The sequence below is a fragment of the Dellaglioa algida genome (assembly GCF_030127605.1).
Classification (GTDB): Bacteria; Bacillota; Bacilli; order Lactobacillales; family Lactobacillaceae; genus Dellaglioa; species Dellaglioa algida.
Genome location: NZ_JANXLE010000007.1, coordinates 17,642 through 35,548, shown reverse-complemented (window position 1 = coordinate 35,548; position 17,907 = coordinate 17,642). Strand labels below are relative to the sequence as shown.

Annotated in this window: 19 protein-coding genes; 6 read left to right on the top strand and 13 right to left on the bottom strand. The window is 34.9% G+C overall.

What is annotated here, in order from left to right:
* Positions 1 to 94 precede the first annotated feature (94 nt).
* Entirely contained in the window at positions 95 to 1,462 is a 1,368-nt protein-coding gene (locus N0K73_RS06545) for an HD domain-containing protein (RefSeq protein WP_112251239.1), read from the top strand.
* Positions 1,452 to 2,267 (top strand): sugar-phosphatase, encoded by an 816-nt coding sequence (gene yidA, locus N0K73_RS06540; protein WP_112251237.1) that lies wholly within the window; start codon positions 1,452 to 1,454, stop codon positions 2,265 to 2,267. The genes N0K73_RS06545 and yidA overlap by 11 nt, the downstream gene beginning before the upstream one ends.
* 440 nt (positions 2,268 to 2,707) lie before the next feature.
* On the opposite strand, the gene N0K73_RS06535 is transcribed toward yidA, so the two are convergent.
* Complete coding sequence (locus N0K73_RS06535; protein WP_057974447.1) at positions 2,708 to 3,064, bottom strand: DUF3899 domain-containing protein; 357 nt, start codon at positions 3,062 to 3,064, stop codon at positions 2,708 to 2,710.
* Positions 3,065 to 3,208: 144 nt separating this feature from the next.
* On the opposite strand from N0K73_RS06535, the gene mscL reads away from it, so the two are divergent.
* Complete coding sequence (gene mscL / locus N0K73_RS06530) at positions 3,209 to 3,661, top strand: large conductance mechanosensitive channel protein MscL (protein WP_057974446.1); 453 nt, start codon at positions 3,209 to 3,211, stop codon at positions 3,659 to 3,661.
* 569 nt (positions 3,662 to 4,230) lie between these two features.
* Here the strand turns inward: mscL and N0K73_RS06525 are convergent.
* Complete coding sequence (locus N0K73_RS06525) at positions 4,231 to 4,575, bottom strand: winged helix-turn-helix transcriptional regulator (RefSeq protein WP_112251235.1); 345 nt, start codon at positions 4,573 to 4,575, stop codon at positions 4,231 to 4,233.
* 160 nt (positions 4,576 to 4,735) lie between these two features.
* Between N0K73_RS06525 and N0K73_RS06520 the strand changes: the two genes are divergently transcribed.
* Positions 4,736 to 5,773, top strand: a complete 1,038-nt coding sequence (locus tag N0K73_RS06520; RefSeq protein WP_404825136.1) for a zinc-binding alcohol dehydrogenase family protein — start codon at positions 4,736 to 4,738, stop codon at positions 5,771 to 5,773.
* A gap of 107 nt (positions 5,774 to 5,880) precedes the next feature.
* Here N0K73_RS06520 and N0K73_RS06515 read toward each other — a convergent pair whose 3' ends face one another.
* The 4 genes from N0K73_RS06515 to N0K73_RS06500 form a co-directional block, all read right to left on the bottom strand.
* Entirely contained in the window at positions 5,881 to 6,858 is a 978-nt protein-coding gene (locus N0K73_RS06515) for a ribose-phosphate diphosphokinase (RefSeq protein WP_057974721.1), read from the bottom strand.
* A gap of 90 nt (positions 6,859 to 6,948) precedes the next feature.
* Positions 6,949 to 8,340: a bifunctional UDP-N-acetylglucosamine diphosphorylase/glucosamine-1-phosphate N-acetyltransferase GlmU gene (gene glmU / locus N0K73_RS06510; protein ID WP_057974720.1), complete on the bottom strand. Its 1,392-nt coding sequence runs from the start codon at positions 8,338 to 8,340 to the stop codon at positions 6,949 to 6,951.
* Between the two features lie 219 nt (positions 8,341 to 8,559).
* Complete coding sequence (locus N0K73_RS06505) at positions 8,560 to 9,300, bottom strand: LytR/AlgR family response regulator transcription factor (RefSeq protein WP_112251233.1); 741 nt, start codon at positions 9,298 to 9,300, stop codon at positions 8,560 to 8,562.
* Positions 9,301 to 9,313: 13 nt separating this feature from the next.
* On the bottom strand, positions 9,314 to 10,603 hold the full coding sequence (locus tag N0K73_RS06500) for a sensor histidine kinase (protein WP_284068660.1): 1,290 nt from the start codon (positions 10,601 to 10,603) through the stop codon (positions 9,314 to 9,316).
* Between the two features lie 322 nt (positions 10,604 to 10,925).
* On the opposite strand from N0K73_RS06500, the gene N0K73_RS06495 reads away from it, so the two are divergent.
* Both N0K73_RS06495 and N0K73_RS06490 read left to right on the top strand, forming a co-directional pair.
* A complete protein-coding gene (locus N0K73_RS06495; RefSeq protein ID WP_112251229.1) occupies positions 10,926 to 11,288 on the top strand; it encodes a bacteriocin immunity protein in 363 nt (120 codons plus the stop codon).
* Between the two features lie 46 nt (positions 11,289 to 11,334).
* The gene (locus tag N0K73_RS06490; protein WP_112251227.1) at positions 11,335 to 11,631 is read left to right on the top strand and encodes a bacteriocin immunity protein; all 297 of its coding nucleotides are present in this window, start codon (positions 11,335 to 11,337) and stop codon (positions 11,629 to 11,631) included.
* A 95-nt stretch (positions 11,632 to 11,726) separates the two neighbouring features.
* Here N0K73_RS06490 and purR read toward each other — a convergent pair whose 3' ends face one another.
* The 7 genes from purR to N0K73_RS06455 form a co-directional block, all read right to left on the bottom strand.
* Complete coding sequence (gene purR, locus N0K73_RS06485) at positions 11,727 to 12,557, bottom strand: pur operon repressor (protein ID WP_057974719.1); 831 nt, start codon at positions 12,555 to 12,557, stop codon at positions 11,727 to 11,729.
* 184 nt (positions 12,558 to 12,741) lie between these two features.
* Positions 12,742 to 13,569 (bottom strand): metal ABC transporter permease, encoded by an 828-nt coding sequence (locus tag N0K73_RS06480; protein WP_057974718.1) that lies wholly within the window; start codon positions 13,567 to 13,569, stop codon positions 12,742 to 12,744.
* The gene (locus tag N0K73_RS06475; RefSeq protein ID WP_057974717.1) at positions 13,530 to 14,222 is read right to left on the bottom strand and encodes a metal ABC transporter ATP-binding protein; all 693 of its coding nucleotides are present in this window, start codon (positions 14,220 to 14,222) and stop codon (positions 13,530 to 13,532) included. Before N0K73_RS06475 ends, N0K73_RS06480 begins: the two co-directional genes overlap by 40 nt.
* A 9-nt stretch (positions 14,223 to 14,231) precedes the next feature.
* Entirely contained in the window at positions 14,232 to 15,194 is a 963-nt protein-coding gene (locus tag N0K73_RS06470; protein WP_112251225.1) for a metal ABC transporter substrate-binding protein, read from the bottom strand.
* Between the two features lie 191 nt (positions 15,195 to 15,385).
* The gene (locus tag N0K73_RS06465; RefSeq protein WP_083478991.1) at positions 15,386 to 15,985 is read right to left on the bottom strand and encodes a TMEM175 family protein; all 600 of its coding nucleotides are present in this window, start codon (positions 15,983 to 15,985) and stop codon (positions 15,386 to 15,388) included.
* A 14-nt stretch (positions 15,986 to 15,999) separates the two neighbouring features.
* Complete coding sequence (locus tag N0K73_RS06460; protein WP_284068659.1) at positions 16,000 to 17,223, bottom strand: chloride channel protein; 1,224 nt, start codon at positions 17,221 to 17,223, stop codon at positions 16,000 to 16,002.
* A gap of 90 nt (positions 17,224 to 17,313) precedes the next feature.
* Positions 17,314 to 17,862 carry a cysteine hydrolase family protein gene (locus tag N0K73_RS06455; protein WP_112251221.1) on the bottom strand — a complete coding sequence of 183 codons (549 nt, stop codon included), beginning with the start codon at positions 17,860 to 17,862 and terminating at the stop codon, positions 17,314 to 17,316.
* Positions 17,863 to 17,907: the final 45 nt, after the last annotated feature.

Sequence of the window (17,907 nt, the reverse complement as noted above, 5' to 3'; positions counted from 1 at the left end):
TATCATGACTAAATTACGAATGTTCGTTATAATGAAAGTATTGCGTCATTACATGGCCTCAATTTGTCGTTAAATTTTCGAGGAGGGATTTCTATTGCTCGAACAATCACCGTTACTCACTAGAGAAAAAGTATTACGTGATCCAATTCACGATTACATTTATGTGCAACATCAAGTCATTTTAGACTTAATTAATACAAAAGAATTTCAGCGTTTACGCCGAATTAAACAACTGGGTACAACATCACTAACGTTCCATGGTGCTGAACATTCTCGTTTCACTCACTCTGTTGGTGTTTATGAGATTACGCGTCGCATTTGCGATAACTTTCAACGTAATTACCCAACTAAAGAAGCCGGTGACGGTTTATGGGATGATTCCGAAAAATTAGTTGCGTTATGTGCTGCACTCTTGCATGATATTGGCCACGGCCCTTACTCGCATACTTTTGAGCATATCTTCAAAACAGACCATGAAGCTATTACCGCACAAATTTTGACTGATCCCTCAACCGAAATCAATCAAGTTTTAGCAGGTGTTTCAACTGATTTCCCAGCAAAGGTCGCAAGTGTCATTCAGAAAACTTATCCGAACCCGCAGGTTGTTCAATTAATTTCCAGTCAGATTGATGCAGATCGTATGGATTATCTGCTACGCGATTCTTACTATACGGGTACGAATTATGGAACATTTGATTTAACACGGATTTTACGCGTGATGCGCCCTTATAAAGGCGGCATTGCATTCGATATTAACGGGATGCATGCGGTTGAAGATTATATCGTCAGTCGTTTTCAAATGTACGTCCAAGTTTATTTCCATCCAATTTCTAGATCAATGGAAGTTATTTTAAGTCACCTCTTACATCGTGCTAAGTATCTATACGAAAATAATCGATTAGGGATTGAAGATTCTCCAAAGTTATTGATTCCACTTTTTGAGAATGATTTCTCGTTAGACGATTACTTACAGTTAGATGATGGTGTTTTAACGACTTATTTCACAGAATGGCGTCAAAATACGGATACCATTTTAAGTGATTTAGCCGTTCGTTTTTTAGATCGTAAACCTTTCAAATCAATTAAATTTGATGCGGATACGGCCAACTTACTCCCTGATTTAGAACGTTTAATCGAATCAGCCGGTTTCAATCCTGAATATTATACGGCTGAAAACGATAGTTACGATTTACCTTACGATGCCTATGATCCAACTAAGGATAAACCACGTACCCAAATCGAATTGGCCCAAGAAGATGGCTCACTCGTTGAACTTTCCAGCGTTAGTGACTTAGTTGCTTCAATTACCGGTAAAGTTTCAGGTGACAGACGCTTCTTCTTCCCAAGAGAATTGTTGAAATCAAATGACGATTTATTCGTAGATATTTATACCCAGTTCAGAACTTATATTAACAACGATAACTTAATTCACCCAAAGGAGATTACACAACATGACAATTAAATTAATCGCAATTGATATCGATGGCACACTCGTTGATGATCAAAAAGAAATTGCGCCAGAAACAATCACTGCTATCAAAGCTGCTAAGGCTGCAGGTATCCGGGTCGTTCTTTGTACCGGCCGTCCATTAACTGGTGTCACAAAATACTTAGAAAAATTAGATTTAACAACAGATGACGATTTCGTTATTACATTTAACGGCGCTTTAGTCCAAGTTTCTGGTACTGGTGAAAGTTTAATTCACCACACATTAGATATTAACGATTACCACTTACTTGAAGAAGCCAGTCGTGAATTGAACGTGCATATGCATGCTGAAGATCAAAAACTGATGTACACACCCAATGCTGATATCAGTGAATACACGGTTGCTGAATCTTTCTTGGTTCAAATGCCACTTCGTTTCCGTAAACCAGAAGAAATGCCTAAAGATATTGTCATTTCAAAAATAATGTATATTGATTATCCTGAAGTTATCACACGCGTTGCTAACGCCTTGCCCGCAAAAATTGCAGATAACTACTATTATGTTCAAAGTGAACCCTTCTTCTTAGAACTTTTAAATAAGAATGCCAGCAAAGGTAATGCCGTTATGGGCTTAGCCGAAAAATTAGGCATCAAAAAAGAAGAAGTTATGGCACTTGGTGATCAAGGTAATGATTTATCAATGATGCAGGCTGTTGGTTTCGGTGTTGCCATGGGTAATGCTATCCAAGAAGTAAAAGATAGTGCCAAAGCTGTAACGGCTACTAATGTTGAATTAGGTGTCGCTAAAGCCATTCAGAAATATGCGTTAAATAACTAGAAACAACAATTAAAATCAGATTTAAAAGGGAGCTCTCAATTAATGAGGGCTCCCTTTGTTATTTATTTTAGTTTTAGCTGATTATTTTTGTTTTGAAACTTTTTTAATGATGAATGCACCTAATGCCGTTGCTGAAACAACCCCTAGTCGTTAAATATTTGTTCACCCAATATCCAATATAACAATCAAAAGCTAATTATTTAAAGTTGAAAAAGCATCACTATTATGACGTACATTGCAGATATGATTGCTAGCAACCTTATTAGTAGTACCTGATGCCAAAAATCTTATCGAAAGAAGGACAACGCCCTAATATAAGTTCCAATAGACGCGATACCTATACCTATACCTATTAAGAATATTCCAACAAGCAATAAAGCTTTTAATAGATGGGCCATCAATCACATAATTCTCATTTACGTACTTCTAGTTTCGTTTTTTTAAAGTGTCACGGCTATTGAGATGACAATCATTACCATTCCAATAATAAAACATCCCCGCATAAACGGTGAAATTTTGAGTGGCCGATTCTTTTTGCTACCCACACTTCGAACATCTATTTTTCGTTCAGCATAATCTTCTTTAGATTCACCTTTGTCTCGACGTTTAAACCAGCCGGCAAATAGTTGCGCCTGCCCTAATATGAAACAGATGCCCAATAAAATCAAACAGATTCCGATATAAAAATAAGCGTTTGATAAAGAAAAGTTATCTCCGCCGACACGGATCCAAACAATCGCAATAATCATAACAAGGATACTCAATAATAATGTACTATTCTTTTTAACCTGTTTCATAACGATTTGTTCCTCGCTGACTTTTAATTTGTGCCTTAATTATAGCATTTATCCCTGTTAACTCACAATTTCCATTTCACATATGCCATTGAATCCGTTATACTTTAAGATACAGTTAACTAAACTAAAGGAGACTTATTAACTATGTTAAAAGAATTTAGAGATTTTATCACTCGTGGGAACGTGATGGATTTAGCTGTCGCTGTTATTATTGGTGGCGCATTTACAACAATCGTTAAATCTTTCACAACTAACATTATTGGCCCTATCATTGCGCTTGTCGTCGGTAAGGTTGATTTGTCAGGAATTGTTCTCACAATTGGCGATACAACTTTTAAAATCGGACAATTCTTAGATGATATCATCAACTTTATAATCATCGCCTTCGTTATCTTCATGTTGCTAAAAGGGATAACATCACTCAGAAATGCAACAAGCAAGTCTAGTGAAAAAGATGAAGACGAAAGCTTAGATGTCGCGTTAACACCGACAGAAGAGTATCTAAAAGATATTCGTAACTTATTAGCTGAAAGAGACAGCGACTTACCTCGAGAAGCTTCTAAGAAAATCGAAGAGAAAATTGCAAAAGAAGACTAACCTAATAATCACCAAGAGCCTACTCTGGTACTTCAATCAGAGTAGGCTCTTTTATTGTTGAAAACACTTTTTATATTTTTTCTTTTTTACATCATAATTTCTTCACAACTAGTTGTTATTATAAATTCATACCTTAATTAATAACTTTTAACTCTTAATTCATTTCCCCGAATGAATTAAGTTAATGAATAACTAATTTCCCCCCCGAAATTAATTATCCCTACCCCTTTTTCCGTCAGTCCTTCCAGACTGGCGGTTTTTTTGTGAAAAAATATACTTTAAATAATAACGAATATTGAACGGCTAATAATAAATAACCTACTCATTCTATTTTCCTTTTATATCACTTTTGTTTTTTCTTTTTTACATCATAATTTCTTCACAACTCATTGTTATTATAAATTCATACCTTAATTAATAACTTTTAATTCTTAATTCATTTCCCCGAATGAATTAAGTTAATAAATAGCTAATTTCTCCCCCGAAATTAATTATCCCTACTCCTTTTTCCGTCAGTCCTCCCAGGCTGACGGTTTTTTTGTGTCCATTCAACTAGACGTAAAGATAAATCACTCTGACAATCTATCTTTATCACTTATATAATCATTACCCCATTGTTCCATTGCCCTTACAACGGGTAAAAACGTTTTCCCAAATATGGTCATTCTATACTCCGTTTTAACTGGGATAACCGGATAAATACGTTTATCAATAATGCCATCATTTTCTAGCTCGGCTAACTGCCTTGCAAGCATGCGTTTAGATACATAAGGTAACTTAGTCTGGAGTTCAGAAAACCTAAGTACTTCATTTTCAAATATATGATATAGAATAACGGTTTTCCATTTACCTGAAATAAACTGTAGCGTATTTTGCACGGGACATCCCACATCGCAATCGTATACCTTAATCATAATACCCCTCCATAAAAGTAATTCTTTTTAGCGTCGTACTGTTATTGTATCACTTTCATTTTTTATAAATAGGTGTATTAAATGTCACCAAGTGAACTCAAATTCACGTCTTAACAAAATAAATAATGAGTCTAATATAGTTATCACAGGGGGAATTAAAATGTCAAAAAAAATGAAAGCTGTTGGTTTTTATCAACATTTACCAATTACAGATATACAAAGTTTTGAGAACTTAGCGATAGACATTCCAACAATCAGAAGCCACGATTTATTGGTTAAAGTGACTGGCGTGTCAGTCAATCCTGTTGATACATTTGTTAGACGTGGCGGCCGTTCCACACAATTGGTCCATCCAAAAATTATTGGTTGGGATAGCGTCGGGACCGTAGTCAAAGTTGGAACTAAATGTTCTTTGTTTAAATTGGGGGACCGAGTATGGTATGCGGGAGACTTTAAAAGAAGTGGTAGTAACGCTCAATTTCAAGCAGTTGATGAAAGAATTGTTGGTCATGCGCCACATAATCTAACCGATGAAGAATGCGCGGCTATTCCATTAGTTGGTTTAACCTCATACGAATCCTTATTCGAAAAACTAGAGGTAAGTCCGAACTGCGATAATAATAAGAATGAAACAATTTTAATCATTAATGGTGCCGGTGGTGTTGGATCAATGGCCGTACAATTAGCCAAATTAGTTGGTTTAAACGTAATTGCAACGGCATCAAAACCAACATCAGTAACCTGGGTTAACCGTTTTAACCCCAATTATATCATTGATCACCATCAAGATATTGTCTCTCAAATTCATTCTTTAGGCTATAAATATGTTGACTACATTATAAATCTAAATAACCTAGATGCTCATTGGAATGAAATTGCCGAAATAATAAAGCCTGATGGTAAAATTACAGCTACAACCGAAAACAAAAAATTAATTGATTTACAAAAATTAACAAAAAAGAGAGCAACCTTCAGTTGGGAATGGGTATACAGCAAGTCTTACTATCAAACTACAAATATGATTACACAAAAACATATTTTGGATCGTCTGTCACAATTATTTGAAACTAATCAATTAAAATCAATTACCACAAAATCATATTCTCCAATCAATTCTGAAACTCTTCAAAAAGCTCATAAAAATGTTGAATCTGGTCGGATGGTCGGAAAAGTAACCATCACTGGATGGGAGAAATAATTATATTAGACGCTTTTTAACTTTTTTAGTTAAAAGTGTTTTTTTGTGTCCATTCAATTTAGATACAAAAAAAGTTAGACAACTGACGTCATCTAACTTACTAAAATCTATTTTTCGTTGTGGAAACGGTTTTTAAATAATGGACTAACTGGTTTGTTTTCATGAATTCTCGTGATTGCATCCCCAATTAATTGACCCACTGAAATTTGAACTAATTTATCAATCTTTTTATCTTCAGGTAACTGAATTGAATCTGTTACAATAAATTGCTTAATTGGTGATTTTGCAATTCTTTCAACAGCTGGGCCCGATAGAACAGGATGAGTTGCACTTGCGTACACTTCAGTTGCACCTGCGTCCATCAAAGCTTGAGCAGCAAGTGTAATTGTACCCGCCGTATCAACCATATCATCGATTAAGATACAACGTTTACCTTCAACAGTTCCAATAATGTTCATAACTTCAGCAACATTAGCTTTAGGACGACGTTTATCGATAATTGCAATTGGTGCCTTCAAAAATTCTGCCAATTTACGGGCACGCGTTACACCACCATGATCAGGTGAAACAACAACAGAATCTTTGTCTAATCCTTCAGTTAAGAAGTAATCAGCAAGTAAAGGTGCACCCATTAAATGGTCAACTGGAATATCAAAGAATCCTTGAATTTGAGCAGCATGTAAATCGAGCGCTAAAATTCTTGTTGCACCAGCTTTTTCTAACATGTCAGCAACTAATTTTGCTGTAATTGGTTCACGTGAACGCGCTTTACGATCTTGGCGAGCGTAACCATAATAAGGAATAACGACATTAATTGATTTAGCACTTGCGCGACGCAAAGCATCAATCATGATTAATAATTCCATAATATTATCATTAACTGGATCAGACGTTGATTGAACAATATATACGTGATCACCACGAATACTTTCTTCAATATTAATTCTGATTTCACCATCGCTAAAGCGATCGACAGAGGTTTTACCTAATTTAACACCAACCGCATCAGCAATTTTTTCAGCCAATGGTTTATTCGAGTTCAAAGCAAAAATTTTCAACTTTGGATCAAAATAATGTTCTGACATATGTGCCTCCATTTATTTAATTTTCCCTACTTAAAATTTTAAATAGTAATCAAGTAAATTGCAAGTTAAAATCCGATAAGAATTCGCTTACTAATTAATTTCTGGTGCATCCGCAACAGGTAATTTATCAAAATAACCTTTTTTATTCACTTGACGGCCACGGGCAATACCCAAGTCGTGTGAATCAACATTATCGGTAATTGTTGATCCGGCAGCGATAAATGCGTGATCACCAACTTCGAGTGGGGCAACTAAGTTAGAACCGCTCCCGATGAATGAATGGTCGCCAACATTTGTATGATGTTTATTAACCCCATCATAATTAACAAAAACAACGCCACATCCAACATTAATATCTTTACCTAAAGTTGCATCCCCAACATAAGTTAAGTGCCCCACTTTTGTACTCTTACCGATCGAAGCATTTTTAATTTCCACAAAGTTACCAATATGTGCGGCTTCGCCAATATGTGCTTGAGGACGTAAATGACTGTATGGCCCAATATTACTTTGTGTTTCCATGACAGAATCTTCAAGGTATGATGCCGTAACCGTTACATTATCATGAACGATACTATCAATAATTTCTGAATGTGCACCGATATAACAATCTTCGCCAATCACGGTTTTACCTTTTAAGTAAACACCAGGTTCAATAACTGTATCTGATCCAATTTTGACATCACATTCAATATACGTGTTATCAGGATCAACTAATGTCACACCATTGCGCATATGCATTTCATTAATACGACGTTGCATAACTTTAGTTGCAGCAGATAATGCAACACGATCATTAACGCCCATTGATTCTGAGAAATCCTTCATGCGGTAAGCTGCGACAATCTTGCCTTGTTTTTTAAGGATCTCCATAACGTCAGTTAGGTAATATTCGCCTTGAGCATTATCGTTTGTCACTTCATGTAAAGCGGCAAATAACGTTTTATTATCAAAACAATAAACGCCTGTATTAATTTCCTGAACGTTAGCTTCTTGGATTGTGGCATCTTTTTGTTCAACAATCTTTTCAACAATGCCAATTTCGTTACGAATAATACGACCGTAACCAGTTGGATCTTCAGCTTGCGCTGTTAAAACTGTTGCTGCAGCACCTTTTTCTTTATGATATTCGAACAATTCACCGAATGTCTTAGCCGTTAAAAGTGGTGTATCACCATTAGCAATAATGGTCATACCTTCTTTGTCTTTTAAGATTTTTTCTGCTTGAAGGACAGCATGACCCGTTCCTAATTGTTCTGCTTGAAGGGCATATTCTGAACGGTCTCCTAAAGTTTCTTCAACTTTTTCGGCACCATGCCCCACAATTGTTACAACTTCATCCATATTATTTGCTTCAATTTCTGTTAAAACATGGTCGACCATTGGGCGGCCAGCAATCGGATGTAACACTTTATATAGCTTAGATTTCATTCTTGTACCCTTGCCGGCAGCAAGGATAATCGCATACTTAGCAACTGTCATTAGATAGTCTCCTCCAAATTAATATTCTTCTTTTATAATAGCTTAGTCACGCATGTGTTGCAAGATTAGCTAGTATACCAAAAGACCTAAATGCACGTTAAAAAGGAGGGACACCGATAAAAATATTTTATTATTGAATGTCATTTTATGCTTGGCTAACATTACTAAAACTAGCCTACGCCCTAAAGTTTTTCAACTTTAGGGCGTAGGCCTTTAATATTATTTTAATAGATTTTTTATCTTATTTGCTTTCCCTTTCGAAAATTGCCTTGATAATTCGATACCAAAACTAATCTCACGAGATTTAAAATCAATTTCTGTTATATTTTTAAGATTCACTAAGCAATTTCGATTAATTCTAAATAAACAGGAATACTTTTCTTCTAAATCATTTAAGTTGCCATAAAATTCATATCGGCCATTTTTTGTATTTAAACAGACGCGGTGCGGTAAATTTGACGGTTCTATAAAATAAATGTCTTGCCTATCTATCGAAAATGTTTGTGAGCCAATTGAAAAAACAAATGCTCGTCGCTGACTATCTCTTGTTGCATCAATCCTTTGCCGTGCCAATGTTAATAATTCAGCAATTTCTGCCCGATAATCATCTAATGTTTGATCTTTCAAAATAAAGCCTAACGCTTCAACTCGACGTTGAATTGTTAAAGGAATCATTTCATCGTGTGTCGTGACAAAAATAATTTTTACCTGTACATCACATTCTCGAATTTTTTCAGCTAGGTCAATGCCGTTCATTTCATTTTCTAAATCAATATCTAATAAATAAATACCTTGCTTTGGATTAAATTTTTTTAAATATTTAATTACTTCTGTAGGGCCCTGCGTCTTTAATTGGATTTCAAATAAGTCATTATGAAAGAGAATATAATTTTGCACAATTATCTCCAGTTGATTCAATTGTACAATTTGATCTTCACAAAGAACAATCGGATAAGTCACCGCTATACCTCCACTACTTTATTAGAATTACTTGAGTAGAAAACAATAAATTTTTTCGTTGATATTGAACAAATATATTTGGATATTTTTGATTATATTCATGAATTGTATTTAATCCAAGGCCTGAATGTCCTTCTTTTGTAGTTAACCCTCTATTTTGTAACTTATCCATTGAAATATCTGAATTTTTATAGGTATTCTTAATTAAAAATTCTATTTGTGAATCGTCTTGATAAATCATTAAATCAATTATTTTATCAGTACTTTCTACTGCTGCTTCCATCGCATTATCTAGTAAAATCCCTAGTATTCGTACACAATCAAATGTTGGAATCGGTACACCATCTACTGGTGTTGCACATTCTAAATGACATTGTATATTTAATTCTCTTGCCCGATGAAATTTTGCAATTAAGATACTTTTTATAAAACTATCATGAATATTGTAAAACGCTTCATAATCAAATTTATCCTTAGAAAGATATTTATCTGAATAGTGTTCAAGTTCTTCAATTTGTTCGACCATTTTAAAGTTCCGTCCAGAACTAACTATCTCCTTAAAACTAAGCAATAAATTCTTATAATCATGTCTAAACTTTATCGTCTGTTGTTGTTTTTCCTCTAATTCTTTTGTGTACATTTTTAAGTTATCTAATTCTTGTCTTTCCATCTGGGATTCATATCTTTCCTTTTGTTTATTGAGAATTCGTAAAAACAAAAAAAAGACAAAAACAGTTTGGATAATTAAAAAAATTATAATGCCAATGACAAAATGGTCATAAGCAGCATAGTAATGGGCTGCATAGGTTATCAATAAAGTGACAAGAAATAAATACATTAACAAAAATGCTGATGATTCAGAACTAAATTTTTTGATGACTTGATACATATGCATTTTTTGATAAAAAAAGTAAAAAAGACTAATTAAACTTATTTTTATGCCTATTTGTATAAAAATTTCAAAAAATCCAACTACGTGATCATTGGAAATTCCTGAAACCATTAGGGTTGAGCTAATAATATCAACCATATATAGAACCAACATACATGCGATTAAGCTACTTAAAAGGCGGTAATCTTTTTCATGTTTTCTTTTCAAAAAAAGATAGCCGAATATTACCAAGATAAGATCCGAGAAACTACTGTATAGCCCTACAAAAAAAGTAAGCGGGAAAATAATGACTATAAATAATATTCTATTCCTTTTCGTTCCTTGTTTATTTAACATAAAGAATAGACCATAAAACAAGACGATATCGACGAAAAATCTTAATATGTATGCTTTTGTATCTATCGTTATCAACGGCAATCCCTCCTTTTTAATAAGTATATCAAACTAGAAAAATTGAATAGGTTTTAAATAACGAGCTACCTTAATATCCCATACTCTTAACTGAATCATCAAAATACAAAGGTTTCTGTTTTATCTAGTATGCCATATTTCTATATTCGCAAAAAAATCCTTCCTGAACCAATTAATATTCATTCCTTAGTAGTCATTTGCTTTCTGTTAGGAGGTTCAAGAATGGTTTTACCACTGTTCAGGAAGACTTCACCCATAACTAAATAACTTATGTTAAATTTCATTTGTACAAAAATAATAACTCAATCGGAGGTAAGTTACTATGTCAGATGATTCTAAAAATGAGCAAAAAGTAATAAAGGAAACTATTCGTGACTTAATTTCTGCTTTGGAAATACGTCAGCTTCAATCAACAGAACTTTTGGATATCATTGATGTATTATCCCAAGTTCGGACAAAATTGGATTCGGAAAAGAATCCACCTGCGTTAGTTAATAGACTTGTTAATTATATACGTAGTGTTAGCATTAAAGGGAAAATTCATTTTCTCTCAAATGAAGAAAAACTCATCATAAAATTAAGCCTTATTGGCCAAAAAGCTGGATTAAATGGCTTATATATGGCTGACTTCTCTGATAAAACACAATTTTATAGTTATCTTGAAAAAATGCCTAATCGAAATTAAATTTATTAACTATATACCAATCATGCTAGTTGAAGGGAGAAATAAAATGGGATTATTAAAATGGTTTTCAGGTGGTTCAGATAGGTCAACGGAGGCCGTCAATCTAATTTCAGATTTACTAAATGAATTGACTATTGGCTCTCGCAACGATTCTTTAGTGGCCACTCTAACTGAATATAAAAATGAATTAACGAAAAAAGAGTCATCGGTACCCTTTATTTTAAGTCGTATGAATATATCAATTTCCAATACGATTAAAAATAACAAGATCACTTTAACTCAAGAACAAACTAATAAATTAAATCAACTGCGGTCTTTATCTAATATCAGATATGGTTATTAATTTTTATTCGAATAAGAAACTAAAAACGCCTCATAATTATTAGACATACTGTCCGATAATTATGAGGCGTTGCCATTTTTTCTGTTAATTATTACTTATTTTTTAAACGTTTTTGATAAGTAATTACCTTCACTTACATGAATCGTTTTATCCGTATGATTAATTTCATCAACTTTTAATAACGAACTGTAGTCATCAACAATCCGGTCACCGCTGAAGGCCCCTTCGGCGAAAACAGAAATACCAACTAAGTTAGCTTCGAATTCTTCGATTAAGCTCTTCATTCCGTTAACCGTGCCGCCACCCTTCATGAAATCATCAACGATTAACACGTTAGCGCCACGTTTTAAACTACGTTTTGATAATTCCATTTTTTCGATGCGTTCGCTAGATCCGGATACATAATTTACGCTCACCGTTGAACCCTCAGTGATTTTTGAATCACGACGGACAATGACAAAGGGCACATTTAAGAACGTGGACACACTTTGTGCAATTGGCACCCCTTTAGTTGCAACAGTCATAACGGCATCAATTTTTTGATCTAAGTATTCCGTTGCGATAAGGCGTCCAACTTGGCGTAAAACATCAGGACGGCCAAGTAAATCAGATAGGTATACATAACCACCTGGTAATAAGCGATCTTTTTCTGATAATTCTTCAGTCATCGTTTCAATAAATTCACGGGCTTCCGCTTCATCAATTGAAGGGATAAAACGTGCACCACCAGCAGCGCCGGGAATTGTTTCTAATGTTCCTGTTCCGCGTTCTCTAACTGTACGTTTTACAATTGCTAAATCCTCACTAATTGATGATTTAGCTGATTCATAACGTTTTGAGAAATAAGTTAAAGAAACTAACGTGTGTGGTCTTTCTAACAGGTAACGGGTCATATCAATTAATCGGTCACTTCTTCTTGTCTTCATTTATATCAGGCCTTTCCTTTTCAAAAATCTCTAGTATTCGAGCGTGTTTTTTATTATAACCCGTTTTACCGAAGATTAACAGTTAAAACCCAAATTAATTTTATTAACGTTCGCTTTTTAATAATTTTTTAATAAAAAAACAAGCTATTTTAAAAAATAGCTTGTTGATTGTTAATATTCGGTTTTACTTCTGTTTGTTCACTTGGCGTCTAACTGAGACGACTTTAATCAAGCTGCAAATAATAAAAATGGCAATAAACAATAATGTAATCGTTGCGCCGGGTGGCGTATTGAATTGGTATGACGACATTAAGCCACCAACCATCCCGATGACACCAACAACTACACCAACTAAAATAACCATATTAAAACTACGACCTAAGCGCATCGCGATGGCAGCCGGTAGAATCATAATGGCTGACACGAGCAAAGCACCCGCAATTGGCATCATAATAGCGATTGTCACACCCGTAACTGCATTAAAAACAATTGACATCCATCTAACAGGTAAACCCTCGGCAAAAGCCGTTTCTTCATCAAAAGTTAATACATACATTGGTTTTTTGAATAATAAGAAAAGGACAACGATTAAGACTGTCAAAATCGCTAGGATAATCACTTGGGCCGTACTAATTGTCACGATTGATCCAAACAGGTATTGTTGAACACTCATCGAACTTGCGCCCTGATTTAAACTCATTAAGACCAAAGCAATCGATAGACCGGCGGACATCATAATGGCGATTGAAACTTCTGAATAAGTCCGATACAAGTTACTCAAGAATTCGATTAAGACTGACGCAATCAAAACAACAATTAACGTGGTGATGGTTGGGTTAATATTGACGAATAAGCCCAATGCAACCCCAGCTAATGAAACATGCGACAATGTATCGGCTAACAGCGATTGTCTTCTTAAAACTAAGAATAAGCCTAATAATGGGGTAATGACAGCCATTAAGAGTGAGGCAATTAAAGCTCGTTGCATGAATCCATAGAGAAACATCTCCATTGTGAGTCCTCCTTTCTAACTAATTTAATATGGCGATCAATATACTCAGACACATCTTCATGATCATGAGTAATCATCAAAATACCTTTATGGTGCGTATGTGCTTCGTGTTGTAATAATTCATAAAAATCATGACGAGATTTTTCATCCATCCCTGTTGTGGGTTCATCCAAAATGAACAAATCAGGATCTGCCGCAAAAATTCGTGCTAAACACACGCGTTGTTTTTGACCACCAGATAATTCACCAATTTTATGGTTTCTAAAACTCCACATATTCACTGTTTCGAGTGCCTTTTTAATATGATCATGATCTTTTTTATTTAATCTTCTTAACCAACGATTTTGTTGATAACGACCTGACGCTACCAATTCATAGACCGTTGATGGGAAACCCGCATTAAATGATGAAATTTCCTGTGGAATGTAACCCACGCGCAATTTTTTATCTTCTAAATTAATTTTAGAAATTTCAGCGGTCCCTTTAGCAGGATGCAATAATCCCAGAACGTTTCTGATCAAGGTTGATTTAGCGGCGCCATTTTCACCAGTTAAAATAACAAATTCGCCTGAATCGATGTGAAAATTAATATCTTGTAAAACGGGTTCTTCATCGTAATAAAAAGTGAGATCTTTAACTTCAATATATTTCATCTATTCTCCTTATTTAACAACCGTTTTTAACGATTTCAAATTGTCTTGCATCACTGAAAGGTATGTTTCGCCACTTTCAATTTGAGCTTTTGACAAGCCCTCAATTGGGTTTAACCCTTTAACTTTAATATTAGTTTCCTTTGCCAACATGTTCGCAATTTTACTTGAATCATTCGCTTCCGTAAAAATAGTGTCGACATGATACTTTTTAATATAGGTTTGTAATTCTGCCAAGCGATTTGGACTAGGTTCCCCATCAGAAGAAATCCCCGCAATTGCGACCTGCGTCAATCCGTATTGTTTTGCTAGATAAGCAAATGCTGCATGTTGCGTCACAAACGTTTTATTTTTAGCATTTTTTAATGTCGTTTCATACTCAGTATTTAACGTCGTTAATTTTTTCAAATAAGCGTTCGTGCGTTTAACGTAATCCTGCTTATGCTTAGGATCTTGTTGAATAAGTTCTTTGGAAATATTTGTAACCATTTCTTTTGCGTTTTCAGGATCCAACCAGATATGCGGATCATAATTATCAGTTGATTCAAAAGAAGTCGTTTCTTCTTTATCGGCCAATTCGGCCTCTTCACTTTTCAATTCGTCATTCTCGTCAATCATCTTAATTGAATGACTGGCATTTAAAATTTTGGTCTGTCCTTCATCAATACTTGATTTCAAACTTCCGACCCACGTTTCCATGTTATTACTACTATAGATGAAGACATTTGCTTGTGAAATTTTACCAATGTCCTTAGCACTAGGTTCATAATCATGAGGTTCTGTACCAGCAGGCATCAACATTGTTACATCCGCATCAGAACCAGCAACTGCTTTAGTAAATTCATAAATTGGGTAAAATGTCGTGACAACCTGTAACTTATTAGATCCTTTATTGGTTGCCGTTTGCCCACACCCGGCCAATACGACAACGAATAACGTCAGCAATAAGCCAACTAAAACCGATTTTTTATGCATGATTTCTCCCTCATTTTTCAAATCGTAATCTAAATAGTAATGAATACTATTACCGACAATTACTAGAATATCATTTTAAATGAGGCCACGTCAACTTTTTATTCGTCTTAATCACCGTTTAATCAAGGTTTAATAAGTATTTTTGACAGTATTCGTTTGAAGGAATACTGTCAAAATGGCATAGTAATCGTTTACAATATTAATCCATGCCACTTTTTCTTATTTAAAATGAATACAGACGTATGGTATCCCACTAGAATTAACATTACTGAGATGGAGGCTATTTGGGGGATAAAGAATGTTCCGATTGTTGAAACTAGCCCAAACATAACCATCCAAAATCTTATTTTTGCGACACTTTCCATCATCTTAATATGACTTTTATCTACATGTTTCATTGCGCCTTTTGATAAAACAAATAATCCTAATACGCAAAATGTGTATATCGCGATGTAACAAACGCTTGGCGCCACGGAATTCACAAAATCATTATGCCATGTCGTAACGGTTGGCAGTACACTCATTGGTAATAATAAAAGTAAATTAACCCACAATAATTTCTTACTAACCGTCTTCACCGGCGCCAAAATCATATGGTGACTTACCCAAAAACTTGCCACAAACATGAAACTAAGAATATACGATCCAAATGTAATTAAAAAATTAGGCGCTAGTATAGCGCTCCAACTGTCATGCGTAGGTACATTTATTTGCAAAACCATAATAGTTATTATTATTGCGATAACCCCATCGCTAAACGCTTCTAATCTGCTTTTATTGATAATTTTCACCCCATATGTTTACTTTAAACAATCATTTTTATTTCGGCTAACTTACTCCTAATTTTTCCAGAAAGATAACAAGCTACTGCGATTGCTGGGAAAAATTGTAATGGGAAAAGGAATAATAAAGGTGCACCCGTAACAATCGGTTGGTTCAAGATGATTGTTACACTTGCAGCAACGACGATTCCGATTATTAATCCCGGCGTGTAGTTAAAGATAGTAATAATAGCGAATCCTATTGCAACGCTTGCGAAGATAGCTGGGAATATCTTCCCACCTCGCCATCCGAAAGCAAAACAAATATTTGTTAATAGCGACTTACCTAACGCTAAAAGGACTAAAAATAAGACGGACTCTTTAGCGGCACTACCTGAAAAGCTCAATAATTGATGTTCTCCCGAAAAAAGTAAATATGGTGAGATCATTCCTGCTACCCCAATCAGGGCTCCTGCTAAAACGGCCGCTATTAGTTTATTCGTTATTTTTTTAGCAATTTTCTCGCTTATTTCTTCTAATTTTAAAAATAAAATGCCAAAAATAACACCTATAATCAGTGCTGGTACAATTAGCCATAATACTTCTGGTTGCCAATTCACTTTAGCAAAACGTAATCCAAATAACGCTTCTTTTGGAAATAGTCGGTTAATACTGGTAAATCCTAATATTCCAAGCAAGGTTGTCCAACCATATAAAAGAATTTTAGGCCAATTTTTCTTGGCCGATTGTTTAGTTACAGTGTCTTTCTCCAGTGCCTCACCCATACCAAGTAAAGGGGCATGAAAAATGGTTGCCATCATTGTGCCAATTCCCAAATTCAAAAATTCTTCTCTTCTTTTAAGGGTCAACTTCATCTTGTCACCAACCCAACTAATTAAACCGCCCAGAATACTTGAAAGTGCGGCTTCTGGCCCAAGACTGGCCCCAAACGCTAAGACAATCCACGCCGCTAAGATGTTCTTCCCAACTCTTTTTTTATATCGTACTGAACCTGTTTCTTTAAATTCTTGTAAAGTTTGATGCATCGTTTTTGGGTAATCACCAAAATATTTTTGGAACAGCCCCACTAATAAACCACCTATCAAACCGACGATTAAGGGATAATAAGACCATTCTAAATTACCCGGAACGGTTACCCAGATAAAATTGATAAATATATTTAGAATAACTAAAAATAATGACGCTACCATCCCAACAAAAATACCCAGTAAACTACTCATAAAAATAAACATTGAATCGAATTTCATTCTTTATACTCCTTTAACTTAGACATTTTTATGTACCCTTATTACCAAAAAAAGGCAACCGAATGAGTATCCAGTCACCTTTTATTTATCTTAATCTTGAATTTCTGCGCCCAATGAGTCTTTAAAATGAGTCAGTGCCCATTCGTGGCCAACTTGATTAAAACTTGCCATCGCTTTTTCGTGAATCACGATTTTATAGCCCAAGTTATAGGCATCAACCGCTGTGTGCAATACACAAATATCTGTGCAGACGCCCATTAAATGCACTGTATCAATTGAACGCGCCCGTAATTTTAAATCTAAATCAGTTCCTGCAAAAGCACTATATCTTGTTTTATCCATCATGTAGACCGTTGACTCATTTTTGTGAGCCTGATACCAAGGGGCTAATTGTCCATAGAATTCTCGACCCTTTGTACCGGCAATATTATGTGGTGGAAACAATTTTGTTTCCGGATGAAAAGGGTCATTTTCATCGTGTATATCTGTGGCCAACACAATATAATCACCCTTTTGCTCAAACTCAGTCATTAATTCCATGAGTCGCGGCTCAATAGTTTGTGCGGGTTTCCCTGCCGTTAACGCTCCGTTTATTGCGACAAAATCATTTGTATAATCAATTTCAATTAAGGCTTCCATCGGTATCCCTCATTTCAGTCATATTTAATGCTTACAACATACCAA

Excerpts from the sequence above, each read along its gene's own strand:
- yidA (WP_112251237.1), top strand. The coding sequence starts at position 1,452 with ATGACAATTAAATTAATCGCAATTGATATCGATGGCACACTCGTTGAT.
- N0K73_RS06535 (WP_057974447.1), bottom strand. The coding sequence starts at position 3,064 with ATGAAACAGGTTAAAAAGAATAGTACATTATTATTGAGTATCCTTGTT.
- mscL (WP_057974446.1), top strand. The coding sequence starts at position 3,209 with ATGTTAAAAGAATTTAGAGATTTTATCACTCGTGGGAACGTGATGGAT.
- N0K73_RS06525 (WP_112251235.1), bottom strand. The coding sequence starts at position 4,575 with ATGATTAAGGTATACGATTGCGATGTGGGATGTCCCGTGCAAAATACG.
- N0K73_RS06520 (WP_404825136.1), top strand. The coding sequence starts at position 4,736 with ATGTCAAAAAAAATGAAAGCTGTTGGTTTTTATCAACATTTACCAATT.
- N0K73_RS06515 (WP_057974721.1), bottom strand. The coding sequence starts at position 6,858 with ATGTCAGAACATTATTTTGATCCAAAGTTGAAAATTTTTGCTTTGAAC.
- glmU (WP_057974720.1), bottom strand. The coding sequence starts at position 8,340 with ATGACAGTTGCTAAGTATGCGATTATCCTTGCTGCCGGCAAGGGTACA.
- N0K73_RS06495 (WP_112251229.1), top strand. The coding sequence starts at position 10,926 with ATGTCAGATGATTCTAAAAATGAGCAAAAAGTAATAAAGGAAACTATT.
- N0K73_RS06490 (WP_112251227.1), top strand. The coding sequence starts at position 11,335 with ATGGGATTATTAAAATGGTTTTCAGGTGGTTCAGATAGGTCAACGGAG.
- purR (WP_057974719.1), bottom strand. The coding sequence starts at position 12,557 with ATGAAGACAAGAAGAAGTGACCGATTAATTGATATGACCCGTTACCTG.
- N0K73_RS06480 (WP_057974718.1), bottom strand. The coding sequence starts at position 13,569 with ATGGAGATGTTTCTCTATGGATTCATGCAACGAGCTTTAATTGCCTCA.
- N0K73_RS06475 (WP_057974717.1), bottom strand. The coding sequence starts at position 14,222 with ATGAAATATATTGAAGTTAAAGATCTCACTTTTTATTACGATGAAGAA.
- N0K73_RS06470 (WP_112251225.1), bottom strand. The coding sequence starts at position 15,194 with ATGCATAAAAAATCGGTTTTAGTTGGCTTATTGCTGACGTTATTCGTT.
- N0K73_RS06460 (WP_284068659.1), bottom strand. The coding sequence starts at position 17,223 with ATGAAATTCGATTCAATGTTTATTTTTATGAGTAGTTTACTGGGTATT.
- N0K73_RS06455 (WP_112251221.1), bottom strand. The coding sequence starts at position 17,862 with ATGGAAGCCTTAATTGAAATTGATTATACAAATGATTTTGTCGCAATA.